The organism is Clostridium neonatale, from assembly GCF_900465025.1.
GTDB classification, from domain to species: domain Bacteria; phylum Bacillota; class Clostridia; order Clostridiales; family Clostridiaceae; genus Clostridium; species Clostridium neonatale.
This window is the reverse complement of record NZ_UICR01000002.1, coordinates 210,995-234,767: the sequence shown is the minus strand read 5'-3', so window position 1 is coordinate 234,767 and position 23,773 is coordinate 210,995. Positions and strand designations below refer to the sequence as shown.

Genomic DNA, 23,773 nt, shown 5'->3' with positions numbered 1-23,773 from the left:
GGACAGATTGAAAATATAAATATAATAAATATTTAACTGCAGTAACAATGCGGGCAGGAGGTAAAGATGGGAAAAGCAATTGGAATGGTTGAATACTTAACAGTATCAACAGGAGTTCAAGCTGCTGATATGATTCTGAAAACTGCTAAAGTATCTATAATAGAAGCTAAAACAGTCTGTCCAGGAAAATATATTATCATATTCAGTGGAGAATTAAGTGCAGTAAATGCTTCAATAGAAGCATCAAAAAATGTTCATGGTGAAAAACTTATAGACAGCTTTCTTTTAGGAAATCCACATGAATCTATATTTCCAGCAATTTATGGAGCAGTAGAAATTAAGAATAAGAGAGCCCTTGGGGTCTTAGAAACTTTTTCGGCATCATCAATTATAGTTGCAGCCGATGAGGCAGCTAAAACATCTGATGTAGAGCTTATAGAAGTAAGAATAGCCAGAGGAATGAGCGGGAAATCTTATCTTATGTTAACAGGAGATATAGGAGCTGTAGAAGCTGCAATTAAAAAAGCTTCAGCTGTAGTTGGAAAAAATGGAATGCTTTTAGATAGCTCTATAATGGCAAACCCAGACGAAGGACTCTGGAATACTATTTTATAAGGTGTAGGAGAAATCAATATGTTGGCGATAGAAAGAAGAAATGAAATTTTATCTAAATTAAGAGAAGAAAAGAAAGTATTAGTTGGTGACTTGAGTAAGTATTATAAAGTGACAGAGGAAACAATAAGAAGAGATCTTGATTTATTAGAACAAAAAGGTCTTGCAAAGAAAACTTATGGTGGAGCAGTTTTAGTAGATGATTTAAAGGAAGATTTACCATATAACGTTAGAAAACAAACTAATATTAAGCAAAAAAAGATAATTGCTGAGCTGGTTTCAGATATGATTCAAGATGGAGAACATATTATGTTAGATGCCAGCAGTACAGCACTATATATTGCAAAAAGTATACGCGATAAAGAAAATATAACTATTATCACTAATTCTTTAGAGGTTATGATAGAACTAGCTGATAAAAAAGGATGGAGAGTATTATCAACAGGAGGTCTTATGAAAGAAGGCGCCTTAGCACTTATTGGACCACAAACTGAGAAGATGATTGATAACTTTCATGTTGATAAAGCCATTATCTCATGTAAGGGAATAGATAAAAATATAGGAATTACAGATTCCAATGAAGCTGATGTTGAAATTAAAAAGCATATGATAAATGCTGCAAAAGAAGTGATATTAGTTGTAGACAGCGCTAAATTTGATAAAATATCATTTATTAAAATGGAGAATTTCTCAAATATTGATTATATAGCAACAGATACAAATCCATCTGAGGAATGGCATGATACATTTGAGAGAAATGGTGTAAAGCTTAAAACAAAGTAAATATATATTTTAAAAAGTAAATTATTATACTTTCTAAGTAAGATATTAAATGGTAAACATAAAATATTGTTAGTAAAATAATCTTATAATAAATTGAGAAGGTGGTGAGTTTGTGGAAAAGAGGATATTGGCATTTGATTTTGGAGCTTCAAGTGGACGCGCAATGATAGGAATTTATGATGGCGATACTATTAAATTAGAAGAAATTCATCGTTTTTCTAATGATCCTGTTACAGTAAATGATGTTATGTATTGGGATACACTTCGTTTATTTCATGAAATTAAGCAGGGAATTATAAAAGCAAAGAATTCAGGGGGATTTGATAGTATTGGTATTGATACCTGGGGGGTTGATTTTGGTCTTTTAGATAAGAATGGAAACCTCTTAGAAAATCCTATTCATTATCGTGATAAAAGAACACAGGGCATGCTTGAAGAAAGTTTTAAAAGAATATCTAAAGAAGAATTCTATAGGATTACAGGAAATCAGTTTATGGAGATAAACACAGCCTTTCAATTATTGTCAATTGTAAAAGAAAGACCAGACATAATTGAGAGAGCAGAAACACTTTTAATGACGCCAGATTTATTTATTTATATGCTGACTGGCGAAAAGTGTACAGAGTATTCTATTGCATCTACAAGTCAACTATTAGATGCAGGTAAAAAAACTTGGTCAGATAAGATAATAGAAGCTTTAGATATACCTAGAGATATATTTACGGAAATAGTCCCAAGTGGAACAATTGTTGGACAACTAAGTGATTCTATAAGCAAAGAGCTTGGAGTTGATAAAGTAAATGTAGTAGCTGTTGCATCACATGATACCCAGAGTGCATTACTTTCAGTTCCAACGGAAGAAAAAGATTTTATTTTTTTAAGTTGTGGGACATGGTCTTTAATTGGAACAGAACTAGATTATCCAATTATAAATGAAAAGTCAGAAAAATATAACATAACAAATGAAGGCGGATATGAAGGAAAGACCACATTCTTAAAGAATATTATAGGTCTTTGGCTCATTCAAGAGTCTAGAAGACAATGGATAAGAGAAGGAAAAGAATATGGCTTTGGAGATTTAGAAGTGTTAGCATCTAAATCACAGGAGCTAAAATGTTTTATAGATCCTGATGCACCTGAATTTGTGCCTCAAGGAGATGTTCCTAAACGTATTCAAGAATATTGTTCTAGAACTAATCAGTTTATACCAGAAACAATTGGAGAAATTGTTCGCTGTATAGATGAGAGTTTGGCTTTAAAATATAGAAAAGCATTAGAAGAAATAGAAGATTGTACAGGAAAGCATTATGATACGATTTATATGGTGGGAGGAGGAACTCAAAGCAGACTATTATGCCAGTTAACAGCAAATTCTTGTGGCAGAAAAGTAGTAGCGGGGCCAATAGAAGCTACAGTTTTAGGAAATTTAGTTTTACAGCTTATGGCTACAAAAGAAATTGATGGGCTTCAAAGGGCGAGAGATATAATTGCTAAATCTCAAAATATTGAAGTATATGAACCACAAAATGTTGAAGAGTGGAATAATGCTTATAAAAAATTTTTAGATATCATTTAGATATTAAAATAATACAGCACTGTATAATAGAATTTCTGAAAACGAATTCAAAAAAATAAAAAAAGCTTTACTCATATATACCATAAAAAATATACCCAAATAAGATTAAACAAATCTATTTACCATAATTAAATTGAAAAATGATAATTAAATAAATAATTTAAATTTATATGAAAAGGAAGGTAATATTTATGATGTATCCAAAAATAGGAATTAGACCTACAATAGACGGAAGATGGGGAGGAGTTAGAGAAAGTTTAGAAGTACAAACTATGGGAATGGCAAAAGCAGCAGCTGAATTAATTTCTTCTCAATTGAAGTATCCAGATGGAACACCTGTACAATGCATTATATCAGAAACAACAATAGGTAGTGGTGCTGAAGCTGCAAGATGTGCTGAACAATTCTCGACAGAAAACATTTGTGCTACTTTAACAGTTACACCTTGCTGGTGCTACGGATCAGAAACATTTGATATGAATCCTAACACTATAAAAGCTGTATGGGGATTTAATGGAACAGAAAGACCAGGAGCTGTATATTTAGCAGCTGTTTTAGCAGCACACGCTCAAAGAGGAATTCCTGCTTTCTCAATTTATGGTCATGATGTTCAAGATATGGACGATAAAACTGTTCCGAAAGATGTGGCTGAAAAAATATTAAAATTTGCAAAATGTGCAGTTGCTGTTGGAATGATGAAAAATAAAGCTTACGTTAACATTGGTAGTGTATCTATGGGGATAGCTGGATCTTTCTGTGACCCAGTATTATTCCAAAAATACTTAGGAATGAGACCAGAGTGGGTAGATATGACAGAAATAATTCGTCGTATTACATTAGGTATTTATGATGAAGAAGAATATGAAAAAGCGTTAGCATGGACTAAAGAACATTGTAAAGAAGGATTCGACTGTAATGAAGGAAAGGATCTTCCAGAAATAATTAAAAAATCTAAAGTTGTTCCAGCTGATAAAGATTGGGAATTTGTCACTAAAATGACTATGGTTGTTAGAGATATCATGTATGGAAATCCAAAATTAGATGAAATGGGATGGCATGAAGAAGCATTAGGACGCAATGCTATTGCAGGAGGATTCCAAGGTCAAAGAATGTGGACAGACTGGTTACCAAATGGAGATTTCATGGAAGCTATTATGGCATCAACTTTTGACTGGAATGGACCAAAGAGACCAACACCATTTGCAACTGAAAATGATACTTTAAATGGAGTGGCAATGCTATTAGGTACATTAGTTTCAGATAAAGCACCTTGCTTCCATGATGTAAGAACTTACTGGAGTGCAGATGCATGTGAAAGAGTAACTGGTAAGAGACCACAAGGAACAGCAGCAGAAGGATTTATACATCTAATAAATTCAGGAGCTACTGCATTAGACTGTACAGGAGCAGCTAAGAATGAATCTGGTGAAGGTTGTATGAAGTCATGGTGGGATATGACTGAAAGTGATATTGATGCTTGTACAGATGCAACAGATTGGTGTCGTGCAAATTATGAATATTTTAGAGGCGGCGGATTCTCTTCTCACTTTAAAACACAAGCTGAAATGCCTGTAACAATGCTTCGTGTAAATATTGTAGAGGGAGTAGGACCTGTAATTCAAATAGCAGAAGGAAAAACCGCTGTATTAGAAGATGAGGTTCATAATACATTAGATGTAAGAACAGATCGTACATGGCCTACAACATGGTTTGTACCAGACTTAACAGGTGAAGGCGCATTCAAGGATGTATATAGTGTTATGGCTAACTGGGGAGCAAATCATGGAGTAACAGTGTATGGACATGTTGGTGCTGAATTAATTACATTAGCTTCTATGCTTAGAATACCAGTATCTATGCATAATGTATCAAATGATAGAATATTCAGACCACATAGCTGGGCAGCGTTTGGAACAGAGACACCAGAAGCTTCAGACTATAAAGCATGTGCAACTTACGGACCATTATATAAGTAATACTAAAGCCACAAGCCATTTTTTCTTAGGTTTGTGGCCTTTCTAAATTATTACAAAATAGGAGTAATTCTGTATGAAAAGAAAGATACACTTCAAAAATCATGAAGAAAAGTTTAAAATGGGTTCATTAACTTGTCGCATAAGGAGCATTAGAGTAAAATTAATAATTGCGTATTCTCTACCAATAATATTATTTATTAGTTTTGGAATATTTTCATATAAAAAAGCTTCAGAAATAATAGTTGAAAATTATAAGCAGGCAAATATGAACATGATTGAAAAAACAGGGGATTTTTATAAAATACTATTCCAAACAGCAGATAGTAAGTCTCAGCAATTTTCAAGTTACTCTGATGTACGCAATTATTATAGTGGATTGTATAAAAATGATCCTAAAATAGAAAAAGAGATATTCTTAGAGATTAATGGAAAAGCAATCAGTGAAACCATATCAGATAAAAATATTAATACAATATCAGTTTTATCGCCATATGGACAATTAATAACATCAAATGGTCAGATAAAAAAAGAAGCGTATGAAAAATATATAAGTACAGAAGATGGAAGTCTAGTGAGTGGTATGAAAGGTAACGCAATATGGAGAGGTGATAATTATCTTTTAGATGAAGAGCTAAATATACCTAAAAAACAATATGGTATTACAATTAGCAGGCAAATTATGAATAATCAGATGAAGTCTGTTGGTATTCTTATAGTTAGCATAAAAAGTGAATCCTTAATAGCGCCATTGGAAAGTATAGATCTTCCTAAAGGCAGTAAGTGTGCATTTGTTACACCTGATGGACGAGAATTTACATCAGAAGGAGAAAATGGAACTAATGATTTTTTTGGACAAAAATATTATAAGGATTCTTTAGAAAGTGAAGAATATAAAGGAATACGCCAGCTAAATTACAATGGTGAAGAGTATCTTTACATGCATTATAAAGTTGAAGACACTGGATGTATGTTAGTTACTTTAATCCCAAAGGCTGAAATCATAAAGCAAGCAGATGAAATAAAAAATATGACAATTATAATTGTTATAATTGCTACTTTAATTGCAGTTATTGTTAGTTTCATTTTAGCTAATGGGATTGGACGTGAAATACATAAAGTGACTAATACAGTAAAGAAAGTATCAGAAGGTGATTTAACTGTTAATTGTAGTACAAAGAGAAAAGATGAATTTAGTTTATTATCTAAAAATATTATGGAAATGCTAAAAAGTATAAAGAAATTAATTCATCAAACTAGAGATGTATCAAATTTAGTTATAGGATCGTCAAAATCATTGACAAATGCATCAGTTAAATTGGTTGAATCATCTAAAGATATTACAGGAATAATTGAAGAGATGGATAATGGAATAGGACGACAGGTAGAAGATGCAAAAGTATGTTTAAATAAAATGGAGAACCTTGGAGAGAAGATTACAAATGTAAATGAAGGCACTATAAAAATATCTGAGTTTGCAGCAACGACTAAAGAAATCGTAAGTGAAGGAATATTAACAATTAAAGAACTTGTAAATAAATCTGATGAAACTTCAAAAATAACAAATAGTGTTATTGAGAATATTGAAAACCTAGAAAAAGAATCATTTTTCATTAGAAGTATTATAGATACTATTAATTCAATTGCAGAGCAAACTAATTTATTAGCATTAAATGCATCTATAGAAGCAGCAAGGGCGGGAAGTGCTGGAGATGGATTTGCAGTTGTAGCAGAAGAGGTTAGAAAACTGGCAGAGGAATCATTAAATGCATCTAATAGGATTAGTGAAATTATAAATGGAATTAATTCTCTTACACAAAACACTGTAGATACTGCAAAAAGAGCGGAAAAGATCATGATTTCTCAAGATGAGGCATTACAAAAAACAATAGAATCTTTTAAAGATATTACAAATCATGTAGAAGATTTAACAAGTGATATAGAAAAAATTTCATTGCGTATTAAAGATATTGAAAAAACAAAAAATGAGACTGAATATGCTATTGGAAATATCTCAAATGTAATAAGAGAAACCGCAGAAGCTTCTTCAAAAGTTCAAGAATCAGCTGACTCTCAATTAAGTGAAGCAGAATTTTTAAATATTTCTGCAGAAGAATTAAGAAAGTATTCTGAAGAGTTACAAGATGCCATTAATAGCTTTAAAATTAATTAAATACTATGTTTAATGCATATGAGAAAAAGTAGACCTTAAATATTTAATTAATATATATGTTTCAATAATAAAATTGCATTTAAGATGTTTACAGCCTAAGTAAATACCAGAATACAAAATGTAGAAAACTAATTGAAACATATATAATAAAAATAGATTTTTGATTTAAGAGAGTACTAAGAATAATTAATTATAAATTTTAATTAATCCCTATGAAAATCAAACTAGAGGTTCATAGGGATTTTTCCTATTCTGATTTAGTTAATTTTAATATAGTTTCTTTGTGTTCAGGATAACGTGATAATAATTCTTTTTGATTAACTATTTTAAAATGATCATATATAAATCCTGGAGCAACCATGTTTCCTACAAGACAAAATCCTTCTTCTTCCATAATAGATCCAAATATATAACCTTTTGGAACTAAAACTTGTGGAGTCTCACCATTATCAATATTAAGACCAAGCTTTGATACTGTAAGTTTACCTTCTGGAGAAATCATATATATATTAAGCGAATTTCCAGCATGATAATACCAAAGCTCATCTTCCTCAAGGATATGTAACCTTGAAACATCACCTTGTTCAAGCAAGAAATAAATACTTGTCCAAAGCTTTTGATTATCATTATAGTTATCTTCAGATGATAAGCATTCATTAAAGTATCCACCTTCAATATGTGGTTTAAGATTTAATTTATCTATAAAGTATTTAGCATCTATTTTATTTTTACACATAATTTTCACTCCTTAAAATATAACTTATGTGAACTATTATATATTAATATATTGACATATACCAATAATTTTATTATTATTAACTTTATGATAAGGGAGTAGTTGGTACGAATGTGTAATAAGACCAACATACTGATAGATGTATTCTATCTGGTTTTATTTTAAATAATGAGACTTATCTATAGCTTTTTATGTTTATATGGCTATAGATAGGTCTCTTTTTATGTGGAATTATAATATTTTAAGAATTTGAGAATTATATAAAGTGTGCAACTTATCTATAATATAAAAATATATTTATAGATAAGTATATAGAATCATAATAATAATTTAAGTTAAAGTCGCTTACGAAACTTTATTATAAAATAATACATAAAAGGAGCATTATAAAAATGAGTGTGGTAGAATTATTTATTTTAGCGGTAGGTCTTTCGATGGATGCATTTGCAGTAGCAATATGTAAAGGTCTGTGTATGAGGAAAGTTACAATCAAAAAAGCAGGAATAGTTGGATTATATTTTGGATTATTTCAGGCTGGTATGCCAATGATAGGTTATATATTAGGAAGTCAATTTAGTGATAAAATTTCAAGTATTGATCATTGGATAGCTTTTATACTTCTTAGTTTAATAGGAATTAGCATGATTAAAGAATCTTTAGAAAAGGAAGAAAAAAGTGAATGCAAAACAGAAGAGGAAGAATTAAGCTTCAAAAATATGAGTATATTAGCTGTAGCAACAAGCATAGATGCATTAGCAGTTGGGGTAACATTTGCTTTTCTTAAAGTAAACATAATCCCTGCAGTATCATTCATAGGAATTACAACTTTAGTTTTATCAATGATAGGTGTAAAAATAGGAAATATTTTTGGAGTTAAATATAAATCTAAAGCAGAACTTGTAGGTGGAATAATTTTAATTCTAATGGGAATAAAGATTCTTTTAGAACATTTAGGAATACTAGAATAAAATTTAGAATGGGATGCTATTGCACATAGAATATTCCTAGAATAATTTAATAGATACTAGATAGGGAAGTAATCATATGAGTGATAGAGACAGTGTTTCAAAAATAAGCAATATAAAAGGTTAAAGTAACATTTATGATAAAAGTAATTTGTGTAAAAAGAATATTATATACAGAATGGAATTTCTATAATCAAAAAGGCTCATCAAAAATAGTAATTTAATGAAAAATAAAAAATATGAAAAAAACTTATTAGATGATGATAAACATAGAAATTGATTTTTTTAGTGATATACAGAAAAATATAGAAAGAATAAATCAGAATTATTTTAGAGTTGAAATAAATGCTAGCAAATCAAAAGGTTGTTAATGCAATACAAAGGGTTATGGAAAGTTAGTAATTTATTAAGGTGAGAATTTAGAAATACTGCAGATATCAAGTTGTAAAATATTCAATTATATGTTGAAGCTACAATAATATCTGCAGTTTTTTTATGTAAAAAAAAATTTTCAAAATATCCTAAGTATTATTTTACTTAGGATATTTTGAAAATACAAAAAGGACACAGAAAATACAGATTATGCTATTATTATATTTATATGAAGGGGGAAGGCATAATATGGGCTATAAAATTTTACTGGTAGAAGATGAAATTAGAATGCAAGAAATTATAAAAGACTACTTTAATGCAAAAGGTTGTGAAGTTATATGTTCATATGATGGTGAAGAAGCATTAGACATGTTTGAAGAAAATAGTTTTGATTTAATTCTTTTAGATGTTATGATGCCAAAATTAAATGGATTTTCTGTATGCAAAAAAATCAGAACAAACATTGATAATATCTACAATAAAAAAGATATTCCTATTATTTTTATCACAGCTAAAAGTGAGGAAGATGATAATTTGTATGGATATGAAATTGGGGCAGATGATTATGTTACAAAACCATTTTCACTTAATATTTTATATGCTAAATGCATTACACTTATTAAAAGATATAAAGGCATAAATAATGAAGAAAAGCTATATGCAAATGAAATATGCGTTGATATAGCTAAAAATAAGGTATTTATAAATAATGAAGAAGTAAAGCTTCCAAAGATGGAATATGACCTGCTTTACTACTTTATTTTAAATAAGAACAGAATTATAAAAAGAGAACAACTTCTTATAAAGTTTTGGGGATATGATTTTGATGGAAATGATAGAGTATTAGATACACATATTAAAAAGCTAAGAAATTCTTTAGGACATGCTTCAAAATATCTCCATACTATTATAAAAGTTGGATACAGATTTGAGGTGAATAGTGATGAAAGCTGATAAAACATTTAAAAGTATATTTATTAGAACAGGCTGCATGTTTTTGTTATTTTACGTTGTTATGATGAGCATAGTGACTGTTGCTTATTATAAAATTAAAGTAAACAAAAATAACTCACAAATTTCTCTAATGGTAAATAATTTGAATTCAAGTATCATAGAAAATATAAATGATTATGAATATTCAAATGCCATAGAAAATGCAGAAGAATATGATAAAGATAAGATAAATTTGATGACAGAGTTAAGACGAAGTATGACATATAGTCTATTTTGGGCTAGTCAAAAAAATTATTCAAAGGCATATTTGTATGATAATAAAGGGAATTTACTTGCAAAAAGTGGTGAATACTTATTTATAAGTGAAGATGTACCTACAAATAGCTCTAGAGTGTGGAATAGATATCGATATATTGATTTAGAAAAGAATTTTTCTAAAAATGAATTAATAGAATTGTACAAGATGCAGGAAGAGGAGTCTCAAGACCAAACGCAGACAATGAAAAAGACAGAAAGTGATGAGTTTATTGATTATTGGCTTGGTGCAAAGACAGGTAATATGTATGTTAATGAAAGCGAATTAATTCCAAAAAATATATATATCTATGCAATGAAATGGAAAGAAGAATCAAAAGATATGTATGGACCTATATCTAGGTGGGGAGTCAAAAACTATAGTTTTGATATAGATAATGCTGAAAAACTAAAAATATACGATAAGGAAGTTGATTATCCTCTTAATATAAGTTCAAATATGGCATCAAAATTTAGAAATAGCGACGAAAAATTTGTAAAAGTAGAATCAAATGCTTTTTATGATAAGTTATTTAAAAGATATTCACAAGTAAAAGAACCAAGTGGGCATGAACTAGTTAAACAGGCTGATAAAAATGGTAATTTATTTTTGTACAATAAAAATAAAAAGTTTTTTAAAATAAAAGATGAAACAGTAAACACATTAAGATTAAATGGAAAAACATATTATACAGCTGTGGAGTCATTATATTATCCATTAGAAGATATATTTCCACAACTATTATTCTTATATATATCTATATTTATCATAATAGGGATTTTAACAATTATATTATCAAAGGGCTTATACAAAATATATGAAAAACAAATTCAACTAGAGAAAAATAGAAGAGAACTTACAAGTTCAATAGCTCATGAATTAAAAACACCACTTGGAATAATAAAAGCATATAGTGAAAGCATTAAAGAAAATATTTCTGAAAGGAAAAGAGATTATTATTTAGATGTTATAATTGATGAAACGGATAAAATGGACAAACTTGTATTAGAAATGCTTGATTTATCAAAGCTTGAGTCCAGAGCATATGAATTAAAAAAAGAAGCTTTTTGCATAAATGAGTTATTTTCTAAGATTTTAAAGAAAAACGAAAAATTATTAAATGATAAAAATATAAAAATAAATTACAAAAGTGATGAAATATATGAAATAGAAGGTGACTATTTTAGACTTGAACAAGTAATAGATAATTTACTTTCTAATGCAATGAATCATGCAAAAGAAAAGATAAATATTACTATTGAAAACAGAGTTGTGATTATTGAAAATGATGGTGAGCATATAAGTGAAGATAAAATAAATTTAATTTGGGATATGTTTTATAAAGAAGATGAATCAAGAGAACGCAGTGAAAGACGAAGTGGAATTGGACTAGCTATAGTAAAAAATATTTTAGAACTTCATAATATGGAATTTGGTGCTCTTAATACTGAATTTGGGGTGAAGTTTTGGTTTAAAATATAATAGGTCACTGGTAGTTATTGAATTAAAGGGAAATATTAAGGAAGTAATTATGTAAGCGTCAAAGAATCGACACGTAGCGGTAGTATAATTTAAGTGATAAAATAAACCCAACAGAAAAACTTATAGGGAATGTAGATAGATTTGTGTAAAACAAATCTACTACATTCTCACATTCTCAACTTATATTCTCTGTTCTTTAAAAAAATAACTCTAATTTATATATTTAAACTGCTTAAGTTGACGACATTGAACGCGCAGTTCATATGGAATGTTTTCAGACCATGGCATACATTTTTCTAGTATGTCCCTTTCCTTAATTTTTGAATTTGCAAACATTCCAAATAAATATACTAGATACTTTTCCACTGATAAGCCATTGGCTTTAGCCGTTTCAGTAATGCTATAAAGTACTACACTTGATTTTGCACCTTTTGCTGTCTTGGAAAACATCCAGTTTTTTCTGCCAATTACAAATGGCTTTATAGCTCTTTCAACTGCATTATTATCAATTTCAAGATATCCATTTGTCAAAAAAGTTTTCATATATGGCAACAAATTTTGAGCATATGCAAGAGCTTTGCCTAATTGACTTTTAGGAAGGGCATTAACAGCTTTTGCTGCTCCTATTTCAATTATTATGTTAGATCTATCGGCTGGAACTACAGTGATTTCACTTCTTACTCTTTCTTCTCTCATTCAAATAAACCTCCATTGTTAAAATCTATGTCAATTTTAGCAATAGAGGTTTACATTTATCTATCCGTTAATTTTTTACGCTTACGGATGAAGAAAAATTTAATGTAAGTAAATAATGTTAAAGAGGATACATCAAAACACTTAATTCTGATGTATCCTCTTTAACATTATTTATGTTGCGCAATCCCAACAGAGAGAACATTATTTAAAGAATTAGAAATAAGTTTTGAGGAAAAAATCAAAACAACCAATAATGTAATTAGGATCATTGCAATTATTATATTAAAGTTTGTATGAAAAATACCAAAATTAAAATATTTTTGTAAGAACTTTATCACAAAACCGTGTAATAAGAATATTGACATTGAGTTCGTCCCAGCTTTTGTGATGAACTTAATGTTCTTATTTGGTAAAATTATTAAAATAAAAACAGAAAAGATTATGGCTACTATATATGAAGCACATCTTATTATGAAATTGTAATTGAAAGCTTCATAAGGATTTGAGCCAAAGAGCCAATTTTTATCAATTGAATTACAGAATAAATAAAGTAATATAGTAAATATAAATGTTAAAAAAACAGAAATATAAACTATGTTATTATTTTTTTTGAGTTTATTAAAATCAAATCGGCTGATTCGGAAGTAGTAACCTAAAAGAAAAAAAGGGAAAAGAGATATTGTTCTAGATAAACTCAAATAATGTCCAATAGAGTTATCATATCCAACTGCTAAACCAATTATAAAAGATATAAAAATTACCTTAATATTAATTTTCTCAAAAAACTGAATGATTATATTAAAGCTTGATACTGAAAGGAGATACCATAAGATCCAATAAGGAGTTGTAAAAGTAAAAGTAACATCATTATGTAATATATATCTTTCAAATAATATATACAGACATTGAAATAAAATGTATGGAAAAATTAAATTATGTAGAATTTTTTTATTATTTTTGCATGCAAAGTATCCAGAACAAAAAATAAATAAAGGCATATGAAAGGAATAAATTAATATATAAATAAAATCCAAACTATGAATATATAAGAAAGGCTCAATTATATGACCTAGAACGACTAAGGTTATTAATAGACCTTTTACATTATCAAAATAAGGAATTCTTTTTGTATTTTCTTTAGACATAGTACATTTCTCCAATTAAAATTTAATATATTTTACGCATTAGTATTTAACCGCCTTAAATAGTTTAGTACTAATGCAGTATGATTGCAAATGAAAAAATAATATTAAAGCTTTACAATTTGTTAAGAATTTATGAAATTTTTAACAAATTGTAATAATAAAAAATCGCCAAGGCGACTATGATATAGTCTTCTATAAAAATGCAAATCAAATAGAATACAATAGCTTTTATAAAACGTAATCCTTTAAGCCGTCGATTTTTTCAGCGCACTCTGGATTTTCTGAGCTTGCCGAAGAAAAGGCCAGGCGCATATAATTTATTTTTTATTCTTTAGGAACTATGCATTAGTCTATTGCAATATTTTTTTTAATAACTTATCCACAGATTGTCCGTCAATATAATTTCCTCGTATTTGAAAATACTAAATCCATAGACGAATATTTAAGTCTATATGGTGAAAGTCTAACTAGTGAAAATTTAATATTTGAATAGAGATATTGATGTTAATTTCCTGGGAGCATATGCATACCCGTTGTTTAGACTGTCATCTCATTCAATAGATTCTATAAGTAACTGGTTGGATTTTTAATATTAGTAGAATTATCCGAATAACAAACGAGGATATAGTCTATTGAATTTAAATGAGACCTCTATTCAAGCTAAAGGAGACATGATTTATGAATAATTTCATTAATAACTTCGTTGTCGGAGTAGATATATCTTCTAAATCTTCTGTTATAACTATTTTGATGCCCGGCGGGGAATCCTATGGGAAAAAATTAAACATAACTAATGATTTAAAAGGATTCACTGAACTTTTAATTACTTTAAAGAAAGTTGAAAAACAATTTTCAAAAAGACCTGAAATTTTTATGGAATCTACTGGATTATACCATATTCCACTTTATAATTATTTCAGTAAAAACAGCTATAAGTGTTATATTATAAATCCAATACATACTAAGAACTTTGCAAAACAAAGTATACGAAAAGTAAAAAACGACAAAGTCGATTCATTGAGAATTGCGCAATTAGCACAATCCCCAATGTTTTCAACTGAATCTGTTTTTGATGAAAATACTTTCTTATTGAAAAAACTATGCCGAGAATATGATTCTTTAGTTAGCAATGCTGCTCAATACAAAAAGAAAGTTAATTCATTACTCAATTTAGTATTTCCAAAATTTAATGAAATATTCAGTGATGCATTTAGTCCAGTTCCGCTTGCTCTCTTATCTAAATATCCAACCTATGTTGATTTTTTATCTGCTACTAAATCAGATGTTATTACTCTTATAACATCAACTGTAAATCATTCTACAGAATGGGCTGATAAACGATACAATTTACTCTTTAAATTTGCTAAAGAAGCTGAATTATTAAAATTACCTGTAGATTGTCTTGGAATAGAAATTGTTTGTTTCATTAATCTAATCTACTCATTTAAAACTGCTATTAATAAATTGAAAGAAGAAATCCTTAAATTTTCTGTGATTATACCAGGATTCAAGGAAAATGTTGAACTATTATGCTCGCATCCTGAAGTAGGGCAAATAAGTGCTACAATTCTCTTAGCTGAAATCGGAAACATAAAAAACTTTTCAAATGCAAAAAAGCTTGTTGCATTTCTAGGCGTTGACACGTCGGTATCTCAGTCTGGTGCTTTCACAAGCACGCATAATAAACTTACAAAACGTGGTTCCAACTTAGCTAGAAAAGTATTATATAATTTATCACTTGCATCAATTAAAAGTTTCCGAAACGGAGTCCCTGCTAATCCTGTTTTACTTGCATATTATAAAAAGTTAACTACATCTAAAGCAAAGAAAATAGCTATCTGTGCTATAATGCACAAATTAATAAACCATTTTTTTGCTATATTGAGAGATAAAAAAACTTTCGAACTCAGACTACCTGAAACTCATAAAAAGCTATATCTAGAAAGACATTTAGAAATAGTTATTTAGTGTATAATTTTTGATTTTATCTTGTCCATCATTCGTAAAATAATAATGGTTTATTAAGTATACCTTTTTTAAAAAAATAATTTTTTAAAATTTCAATTTTTTTGTATAACTGGTCTAAAGAAAAAAAGTGACTTCGCCACGCTTTATACGTAAAATATAAACCCTAACACTATAAAATAAGCAATTACTCAAACACATTTTTAAATAAGAAGCCACTTTTTTTACCCATGCAAAAGGTTCCAAAACTTGCTTTTGGGTTCTTTTGCGAGACTATAATTTATTTTTTAACATATTTAACTATCTAAGTTATAGAAAAGATCTATTCTTAAGGCTTTTGCTATGATAAAAATTTTATACTTTCCTACATGTTAAAAAATAACCAAAATACAAGGCCATTGCAGCCATCTTATTTTGGTTAATATTTTATAAGAAATTTATATACAGTTTTTTATATCAACTATTTTGTTATCTTTAATATAAACCCTAGGGACTCTATCTTTTATCATACAAAGAACTTCATAATTTATTGTATTAAGAATTTTAGCCATGTCATCAGCATTAAATTTTAAATCACCATCTTCACCAAGAAGAATAACTTCATCATTAATATTTACATCACCACAATCTGTAACATCAATCATGAATTGATCCATGCAAACATTCCCTATAACAGGTGCAAATTTTCCATTTACAATAACTTTTCCTTTATTAGAAAGAGCACGAGAATATCCATCAGCATATCCTATTGGAATGGTTGCAATTTTAGTTTTTCTTGTTGTTTTAAAAGTTCTGTTATAGCTTACACACATATCTTTATCTAATTCTTTAACATGAACAATTTTTGCTTTTAATGTTAAAGCAGGTTTCAATGATAAATTTTTAAAATTAACTTCATTAGAAGGGTAGTAACCATAAAGAATTATTCCAGCCCTTACGCAATCTAAATAAGTTTCAGGTGAGTCAATAATAGCACCACTGTTAGACGTATGCTTTAAAGGAATATTTATTCCCATCTTAGTCAACTTATCTGTAAAATCTTTAAATTTAGAAAATTGCATATGAGTGTATTCTTTGTCAGCTTCGTCAGCAGAAGAAAAGTGGGTAAATATTCCTACAGCTTCCAATCCGTCTAAAGAGCATATTTCTTTAACTTCTTCTAAGCTTTTTTCATTTGGAAGAAAGCCTATTCTTCCCATACCGGTATCAAGTGCAATATGAATTTTAGCTTTTTTATTAGACTTTAAAGCTATATTAGATAATTCTTTAGCATAGTCTAAATCATATACAGTTTGTTCAATATCATATTTTATTAAATCTTCACCTAAATATAATGGAGTAAAACCAAGGATCATTATAGGTGCAGTAATATTGTTCTTTCTAAGTTCTATCCCTTCACTAAGAACTGCAATGGCAAGTCTTGTAGCACCATTTTCTAGTAAAGTTTTAGACACATCTACAGCACCGTGACCATAACAGCTAGCTTTAACAACAGCCATTATTTCTTTAGTTTTAGCTAATCTTTTTATATTTTTCATGTTATAAGCTATTTTATCCAAATCAATTTCTGCATATGCAGCTCTAAATATGTTTTTCATTTATATCGCCTCTCAATTGTCATAATTCTTCTAAAAATTTTATTGATTAGTAATTTTTTATTAAGCTCTTATTCAAGCTGTTGAATTTAAAACAGCAATTTGTAATACGTGTTTATTTTAATGTATTCTACAATAAGTATAAAGAACCACTAATTTTTCATTTCATAAAAATAGTGGTTCTAAAAAGAACTTTATAGTTAAAAATTCTTTTATTTATTATCACTAGATTTAGTGAGATTATTCTCCAAGATGCGTATATTTTTGCTAATAATTTTTATACCTGTAATTATATCTTCATCTGATACTTTTCCAAAGCCTATTCTAAAAGTATTAATACCATCTATGCTTAAGCCATTAGTGTCATAAAAGTCTTTATAAAAAATATCTCCAGGCATAAATAGAACATTATCATTATAACAAAGTTCCAAAAGTTCTCTTGCATTTAGATTATTTTTTAATTTAATGAAAACATGAAGGCCACCTTCACCCAAAACAGATTCATAAGGAATATGTTTTTCGATCATTTCCATAACTAAGTTATATTTATCTTTATAATATTTTCTCACATTTTTAATGTGTTTATTAAAAGAACCATTTTTTAAGTAATAATAAAATGTACTTTGATCTAGAAAGGATGAATGAATATTTATACCACGTTTCACGCTTTCCAAAGTTTCAATTAATTGAGCATCACCGTGTATCCATCCAATTCTAAGTCCAGGAAAAAGAATTTTTGATAAACTGCCAATATATACAACACCGTTTCCTTCTCCAGAAAGTGAAGCAATTGGTTCAATAGGAGAACTAGAATAAAGAAGTTCTTCATTAAAACCATCTTCAATTATTGGAACAGAGTATTTTCTAAATAGGTTGTAAATTTCCTTTCTTCTCTTAACTTTAGTAACGATACCGGTTGGATTATTGTATGAAGGAATTAAATAGCCAAATTTTACATTATTATTTTCTAATGTATTCTCAAGTTGTTTTAAATTCATACCTTCTGCATCTAATTCAACTTGAATTATTTCAAGACCAAGACTTTTCATTATTTTAAGTGCAGTATTATGTGTTGGTTTTTCACATACTATAATATCATTTGTACTTGTTAAGGAGCTTAGTATCATATGAAGAGCTTCTGTAAATCCATTTGTAATTAATATGTCTTTATTTATAGAATTTACTCCTTTATCTTCCATATAAGAGAACAGATAATCAATAAGAGGCTTGTAACCCTTAGCATATCCGTAATTTAAAAGATTAGGGCCTTCATAAGCAAATGCATCTAAAAAGCATCTTTTAAAATCATCTAAATTAAATAAACTGCTATCAGGTGCAATAGATTTAAATGAAATCATGTTTTTTTTATATGGAAGTTCACTTTTTATTATGTCTAGATGCTTTAAGGAATAAGCATACTTGTTAAAAGATTTAGAATAATCTATAAAGTATTCATGACTATTATTTCTACCTTCAGCTAGCACAAAGGTTCCAATACCACGTTTTGTGGCAATAATATTTTCACTTTCAAGTTCTTCATAAGCTGCAATAACTGAATTTCTGCTTATACTTAAAAATTTAGATACTTCTCTTGTTGAAGGAAGTTTACTATCTTTTTTTAAATCACCTTTATTTATGCTATCTATAACATGATTTTTTATTTGAATATATATCGGTTCATTTTTATTTAGTTTTAAATTAGAAAAAATCACAAAACCACCTCATTTTGTTTTATGAAAATTATTATAACAATTTTTATGTTATTAGGAAATAAAACATCATAATTAGAGAAGTCATAATTATATAATAAGATAAAGAAATTTATGAATATATAGGCAAAAAACAATATTCAAAAAACGATATTAATGATATAATTTACTTGTATTAATATTTTAAGGTAAACAAAGGGGGAGCTAATTAGAATGGAAAACATAGCTGATAAAAATATAGATAATATGAATAAAAAGAATCAGTTGATTAGCATTATAGACAATTTAACTGAATCACTTTCACAAATATCAGTAGGTATAAGAGAGGTAAATACAGGCGTACAAGATTTAGCAATAATGAATAACCAATTACTTCAAGAAACAATAGAAGCTAACAATAATGCAAAAGATACAGATCAAATTGTAGGCATTATACAAGGAATTTCAAGTCAGACAAATTTATTAGGACTAAATGCATCAATTGAAGCTGCTAGAGCAGGGGAATATGGTAAGGGATTCTCAGTTGTAGCGAAAGAAATAAGAAAACTTTCTAATACTTCAAAAGAATCTATTGATAAGATTGATACAATAATAAAAGATATATCTACATCTATACAAAGCATTAATGATAATTTGGACAAGACTAATGCTGTTTCTCAAAACCAATCAGCGGCACTTGAACAAATTTCGGCATCACTTGAAGAATTGAATTCAACTGTGGCATTATTAAAAGATTTGTCTAAACAGTTATAATTACATATAATTTAAATGATTAAAAAGCTGGTAATAAGTCAGCTTTTATTTATGTAAAATTTAATTATTTAATATTGATAAGATTAGTTAATAAATTATTCTTGAGATGAAGTGTTAGAAGTTATTACGTTTACAAGAGACAACAAAAAAATATATTTTTAAAGATAATAAAAGCAGGAAATGTCACCTGCTTTTATTATTTTCATGCATACATATCAATACGTAATGTTTTCTTTGAATTATAGACATAATAGTCATAAGCTGCAATCCAGTAATTAATAAGTTCAGGCTTATAATCTAAAAGATATTTTACAAAATCATCAAAAACATTACTTTTTACAAGAATTTTAACTATATCTTTTGGATAAGGTGTGTTTTTGGAAAAAACTTTTCTTGGATCAATAACGTGTATTTTTTCATGGTTATCTACAAAAATATGAGCATTTCGTATATTTATTCTTGTGAATTTCATACTTTTAAAATTTTCAACTAAATCTATAATTTCACAAGAAAGATTATAGCTTAGTCCATTTAAATCTATATATTCTTTTAAATTTATACCTTCTATATATTCTCTTAAAATCATATTTTGAGCAATGAAAATCACGTTTGGGAAAAATCTACTTTTTGATGCTATTTCTAATAATTTTACTTCTTCTTTAGCTTTCTTCTTTTTATAAAAAATCTTTAAAGCGTATCCTTCAGGTGTAAGATAAACTTCACCCTCTTTACCTTTCCCTAGAAATTTGCAATCTTTTTTGTTTAAAATGTATCTCATTTTGTACCTTGAAAATATTACTTTTTATATCATATGCTAATATAGAAATAAAATCTACTGAGTTAAAAATTAAATAGATTTGTTAAATAGTTATAATTCTATATAAACAGTGGAATAATAAATTAAAGGAATTTTTAATTATCTAATAAAAAGTAGAAAACTGTAGACATTTTAAAGAATATAGTATTAACTTTAAGAGAATTTGTTGTATAATGTATAATTGTAATTTAAAAATAATTAAGTTGATTTTTAATAAGGAGATAGAAAATGAATATTATAATCGTAGGTGCGGGTAAGGTAGGCTATAATATAGCTAAGTATTTGTCACAAGGTAATGATGATGTAACAATTATTGATGATAAGATTCAGGCACTAGAAAGAATAAATAATAATTTAGATGTAATGTGCATTAAAGGAAACTGTACAAGTTTAAAAGTACTTTACGAGGCTGGAATTAGAGAAGCAGATCTTTTAATTTCTGTTACAAATAGTGATGAGCTTAATATGCTTTGTTCACTTTCAGGAAAAAAATTAGGCGCAAAATATACTGTAGCAAGGGTGAGAAATCCAGGATATGATGAGGAAATAACACTTTTAACTGAGGCAGTTGGAATAGACTTAGTTATTAATCCTGAGAAAGCAGCAGCTACAGAAATTGCAAAACTAATAAAATATCCATCAGTAAGCAGTATAGATAATTTTGCAAACAATAGAGTTAATATGGTTGGATTTAATGTTTCTGAAAGTAGCGGACTAATTAATAAAAAGATTAGTGAGATAGATTTTATAAGAGGAAATTTAATATTTTGTGGAGTGGAACGTGATGGAAAGTTCTTAATTCCAAGAGGAGATTATATTTTCCATAATGATGATAGAGTGTATGTAATAGGGGAACATAATGATATACAAGAGTTTTTCAAAAGACTTGGGAAATATAAAAAGCGTGTAAAAAGTGCCATGATAATAGGTGGAGGAAAAATTAGTTATTACCTTGCAAAGATTATAAGTGAAGTAGGAGTTCATAGTAAGATAATAGAATCAGATTTGAAAAAGTGTGAAGAACTTACAGAACTTCTTCCAGATTCAATTATAATAAATGGGGATGGAATGGATCAAGATTTATTATTGTCAGAAAATCTTACAGATAGTGATGCGTTTATTGCACTTACGGGAAGAGATGAAGATAACTTAATAGCATCGCTTTTTGCATCTAAAAATGATGTTAAAAATATAATAACTAAAATAACAAGAGATAATTATACTGAAATAGCACAAACAGTAGGAATAAATTCTACAATAAGTCCTAAAAGTGTTACGGCAGGGAAAATAATAAGATACGTTAGAACTTTAAAAAATAAGAAAACATGTCCTATTGAAAATGTATATAAAATATGTAATGAAAAAGCTGAAGCAATAGAATTTATAGTTAGTAATAACACTAAGTACATAGATGTTAAATTAAAGGATATGTGTTTTATTGAAAATAGTTTAATAGCAACAATAGTTAGAGATAATAAAATAATAATACCAACAGGAGATGATCATCTAAAGCCTGACGATAGGGTTATAGTAGTCACTCAAAACGCAAACTTATTAAGTCTTAGCGGGATTTTTTCTGGAGGTATGAAATAAAATGAACTATAAAATGGTCATGAAAATTATAGGAAATGTTTTGAAATATGAACTTGGATTATTAATAATACCTATAGTAATTTCACTTTATTATAAGGAAGCTGAAGTAAAATCATTTATATTTACTATATTACTCATGTCTCCAATAGCAATAGCATTATGTAAAGTTAGGACTACAAAAAATGAAATGTATGCGAGAGAAGGATTCTTAACAGTAGGACTCACATGGATTACTATTTCATTTGTTGGCGCACTGCCATTTGTTTTTAGTGGTAGCATTCCTTCAATTGTAGATGCTATTTTTGAAACAGTATCAGGATTTACAACAACTGGTGCAACAATTTTAACAGAAGTACAATCACTTCCAAACGGAATTTTATTTTGGAGAAGTTTTACACATTGGATAGGTGGAATGGGATTTTTAATATTTATACTTGCGCTTATACCTTCACTTGGAAATAATTCAATTCACTTATTGAAGGCTGAGAGTCCAGGACCAAATCCAGGAAAAATAGTTCCTAGAATAAAGGATACCGCTAAAATATTATATGTAATATATTTTATATTAACTATGATCGAAACAGTTCTTTTAAAGATAGCTGGACTTTCATGGTTTGATTCAGCACTTCATGCAGTTGGAACAGCAGGTACTGGTGGATTTTCTAATATGAATGCAAGTGTAGCGGCTTTTAATAATCCAGCAGTTGAATGGATTATTACAATTTTTATGATACTTTTTGGTGTTAATTTTGCACTATATTTTCAAATGATTAAAGGGAATAAAAAAGATGTATTAAAGTCTGAAGAATTAAGATATTATATTCTTATGGTATTGGTATCAATAGTTTTAATAGCCATAAATATTATTGATTTTAATGGAGGAGATATATCAAAATCTATTAGAGATTCATCATTTCAAGTAGCATCTATTATAACAACAACGGGATATGCTACTGCAGATTTTAATTTATGGCCTACATTAAGTAAGATGATACTGATTATGCTTATGTTTGCAGGTGCCATGGCAGGTTCTACTGGTGGTGGAATAAAAACAGTTAGAATAGTAATAATATTTAAAGCAATTAAAAGAGAAATCGATAAAATACTTCATCCTAAAAGAGTAAAAAGTGTAAAGATGGACGGAAAAGTTATAGATGAAGATACAATACATGGTGTTTTTCTATTTTTAGGCGGATATATAATAATAAGCCTTATTGCAATGTTTATTGTAGCTTTAGATGGATTTGATCTGGTAACAACATCAACATCTGTTATTGCAACAATAAGTAATATAGGACCAGGTCTTGAAATGGTTGGACCGATTGGAAACTTTTCGGAGTTTTCTCCTTTAAGTAAAATTGTTTTATCTTTTTGTATGCTGGCAGGAAGATTAGAAATTTATCCAATGCTTATAATGTTTAGCCCATCAATATGGAGAAAAAATTATTAATTACTTGACTTGTGCATCAATTTGAGAAAATTTACCATTGGATTTTTATTGACATTTTACCAGTATAATTTTAAATAAAAAAGTAGCATATAAACCTCAAACATGCTAGATTTATTGTTGCGAAACCAA

General features: G+C 28.4%; 18 protein-coding genes. 12 read left to right on the top strand and 6 right to left on the bottom strand.

Features of this window, described 5'->3' with window-relative positions; genetic code table 11:
- Positions 1-66 precede the first annotated feature (66 nt).
- The 5 genes from CNEONATNEC86_RS12630 to CNEONATNEC86_RS12610 all read left to right on the top strand — a co-directional run bounded on the left by CNEONATNEC86_RS12630 (position 67) and on the right by CNEONATNEC86_RS12610 (position 7,117).
- On the top strand, positions 67-615 hold the full coding sequence (locus CNEONATNEC86_RS12630) for a BMC domain-containing protein (RefSeq protein ID WP_058295538.1): 549 nt from the start codon (positions 67-69) through the stop codon (positions 613-615).
- A gap of 18 nt (positions 616-633) precedes the next feature.
- Complete coding sequence (locus CNEONATNEC86_RS12625) at positions 634-1,395, top strand: DeoR/GlpR family DNA-binding transcription regulator (protein WP_058295537.1); 762 nt, start codon at positions 634-636, stop codon at positions 1,393-1,395.
- A gap of 112 nt (positions 1,396-1,507) precedes the next feature.
- Positions 1,508-2,971, top strand: coding sequence for a rhamnulokinase (locus tag CNEONATNEC86_RS12620; RefSeq protein ID WP_058295536.1), 1,464 nt, complete (start codon positions 1,508-1,510; stop codon positions 2,969-2,971).
- 170 nt (positions 2,972-3,141) lie between these two features.
- Entirely contained in the window at positions 3,142-4,947 is a 1,806-nt protein-coding gene (locus tag CNEONATNEC86_RS12615) for an L-fucose isomerase (protein WP_370468871.1), read from the top strand.
- A gap of 73 nt (positions 4,948-5,020) precedes the next feature.
- Positions 5,021-7,117, top strand: a complete 2,097-nt coding sequence (locus tag CNEONATNEC86_RS12610; RefSeq protein ID WP_058295534.1) for a methyl-accepting chemotaxis protein — start codon at positions 5,021-5,023, stop codon at positions 7,115-7,117.
- Positions 7,118-7,364: 247 nt separating this feature from the next.
- On the opposite strand, the gene CNEONATNEC86_RS12605 is transcribed toward CNEONATNEC86_RS12610, so the two are convergent.
- Entirely contained in the window at positions 7,365-7,853 is a 489-nt protein-coding gene (locus CNEONATNEC86_RS12605) for a cupin domain-containing protein (RefSeq protein WP_058295533.1), read from the bottom strand.
- A 392-nt stretch (positions 7,854-8,245) separates the two neighbouring features.
- On the opposite strand from CNEONATNEC86_RS12605, the gene CNEONATNEC86_RS12600 reads away from it, so the two are divergent.
- The 3 genes from CNEONATNEC86_RS12600 to CNEONATNEC86_RS12590 all read left to right on the top strand — a co-directional run bounded on the left by CNEONATNEC86_RS12600 (position 8,246) and on the right by CNEONATNEC86_RS12590 (position 11,921).
- Positions 8,246-8,821, top strand: coding sequence for a manganese efflux pump MntP (locus tag CNEONATNEC86_RS12600; protein ID WP_058295532.1), 576 nt, complete (start codon positions 8,246-8,248; stop codon positions 8,819-8,821).
- A gap of 618 nt (positions 8,822-9,439) precedes the next feature.
- Entirely contained in the window at positions 9,440-10,144 is a 705-nt protein-coding gene (locus CNEONATNEC86_RS12595; protein ID WP_058295531.1) for a response regulator transcription factor, read from the top strand.
- A complete protein-coding gene (locus CNEONATNEC86_RS12590; RefSeq protein ID WP_058295530.1) occupies positions 10,134-11,921 on the top strand; it encodes a sensor histidine kinase in 1,788 nt (595 codons plus the stop codon). The genes CNEONATNEC86_RS12595 and CNEONATNEC86_RS12590 overlap by 11 nt, the downstream gene beginning before the upstream one ends.
- A gap of 210 nt (positions 11,922-12,131) precedes the next feature.
- Here the strand turns inward: CNEONATNEC86_RS12590 and CNEONATNEC86_RS12585 are convergent, their stop codons facing one another.
- Positions 12,132-12,617 (bottom strand): IS66 family transposase, encoded by a 486-nt coding sequence (locus CNEONATNEC86_RS12585; protein ID WP_058295529.1) that lies wholly within the window; start codon positions 12,615-12,617, stop codon positions 12,132-12,134.
- A 167-nt stretch (positions 12,618-12,784) separates the two neighbouring features.
- Positions 12,785-13,762 (bottom strand): acyltransferase family protein, encoded by a 978-nt coding sequence (locus CNEONATNEC86_RS12580; protein WP_058295528.1) that lies wholly within the window; start codon positions 13,760-13,762, stop codon positions 12,785-12,787.
- A 678-nt stretch (positions 13,763-14,440) separates the two neighbouring features.
- Here CNEONATNEC86_RS12580 and CNEONATNEC86_RS12575 point away from each other — a divergent pair.
- Positions 14,441-15,730 (top strand): IS110 family RNA-guided transposase, encoded by a 1,290-nt coding sequence (locus CNEONATNEC86_RS12575; protein ID WP_058295527.1) that lies wholly within the window; start codon positions 14,441-14,443, stop codon positions 15,728-15,730.
- Positions 15,731-16,164: 434 nt separating this feature from the next.
- Here the strand turns inward: CNEONATNEC86_RS12575 and alr are convergent, their stop codons facing one another.
- Together alr and pdxR are read right to left on the bottom strand one after the other, a co-directional pair.
- A complete protein-coding gene (gene alr, locus CNEONATNEC86_RS12570; protein WP_058295526.1) occupies positions 16,165-17,325 on the bottom strand; it encodes an alanine racemase in 1,161 nt (386 codons plus the stop codon).
- A gap of 209 nt (positions 17,326-17,534) precedes the next feature.
- A complete protein-coding gene (pdxR, locus tag CNEONATNEC86_RS12565) occupies positions 17,535-19,034 on the bottom strand; it encodes a MocR-like pyridoxine biosynthesis transcription factor PdxR (protein WP_058295525.1) in 1,500 nt (499 codons plus the stop codon).
- 210 nt (positions 19,035-19,244) lie between these two features.
- Here pdxR and CNEONATNEC86_RS12560 point away from each other — a divergent pair, with 210 nt between their 5' ends.
- Complete coding sequence (locus tag CNEONATNEC86_RS12560) at positions 19,245-19,784, top strand: methyl-accepting chemotaxis protein (protein WP_058295524.1); 540 nt, start codon at positions 19,245-19,247, stop codon at positions 19,782-19,784.
- Positions 19,785-19,986: 202 nt separating this feature from the next.
- Here the strand turns inward: CNEONATNEC86_RS12560 and CNEONATNEC86_RS12555 are convergent, their stop codons facing one another.
- On the bottom strand, positions 19,987-20,562 hold the full coding sequence (locus tag CNEONATNEC86_RS12555) for a hypothetical protein (protein WP_058295523.1): 576 nt from the start codon (positions 20,560-20,562) through the stop codon (positions 19,987-19,989).
- 267 nt (positions 20,563-20,829) lie between these two features.
- Between CNEONATNEC86_RS12555 and trkA the strand changes: the two genes are divergently transcribed.
- Together trkA and CNEONATNEC86_RS12545 are read left to right on the top strand one after the other, a co-directional pair.
- Positions 20,830-22,194: a Trk system potassium transporter TrkA gene (gene trkA / locus CNEONATNEC86_RS12550; protein WP_097919304.1), complete on the top strand. Its 1,365-nt coding sequence runs from the start codon at positions 20,830-20,832 to the stop codon at positions 22,192-22,194.
- A 1-nt stretch (position 22,195) separates the two neighbouring features.
- On the top strand, positions 22,196-23,644 hold the full coding sequence (locus CNEONATNEC86_RS12545) for a TrkH family potassium uptake protein (protein WP_058295521.1): 1,449 nt from the start codon (positions 22,196-22,198) through the stop codon (positions 23,642-23,644).
- Positions 23,645-23,773: the final 129 nt, after the last annotated feature.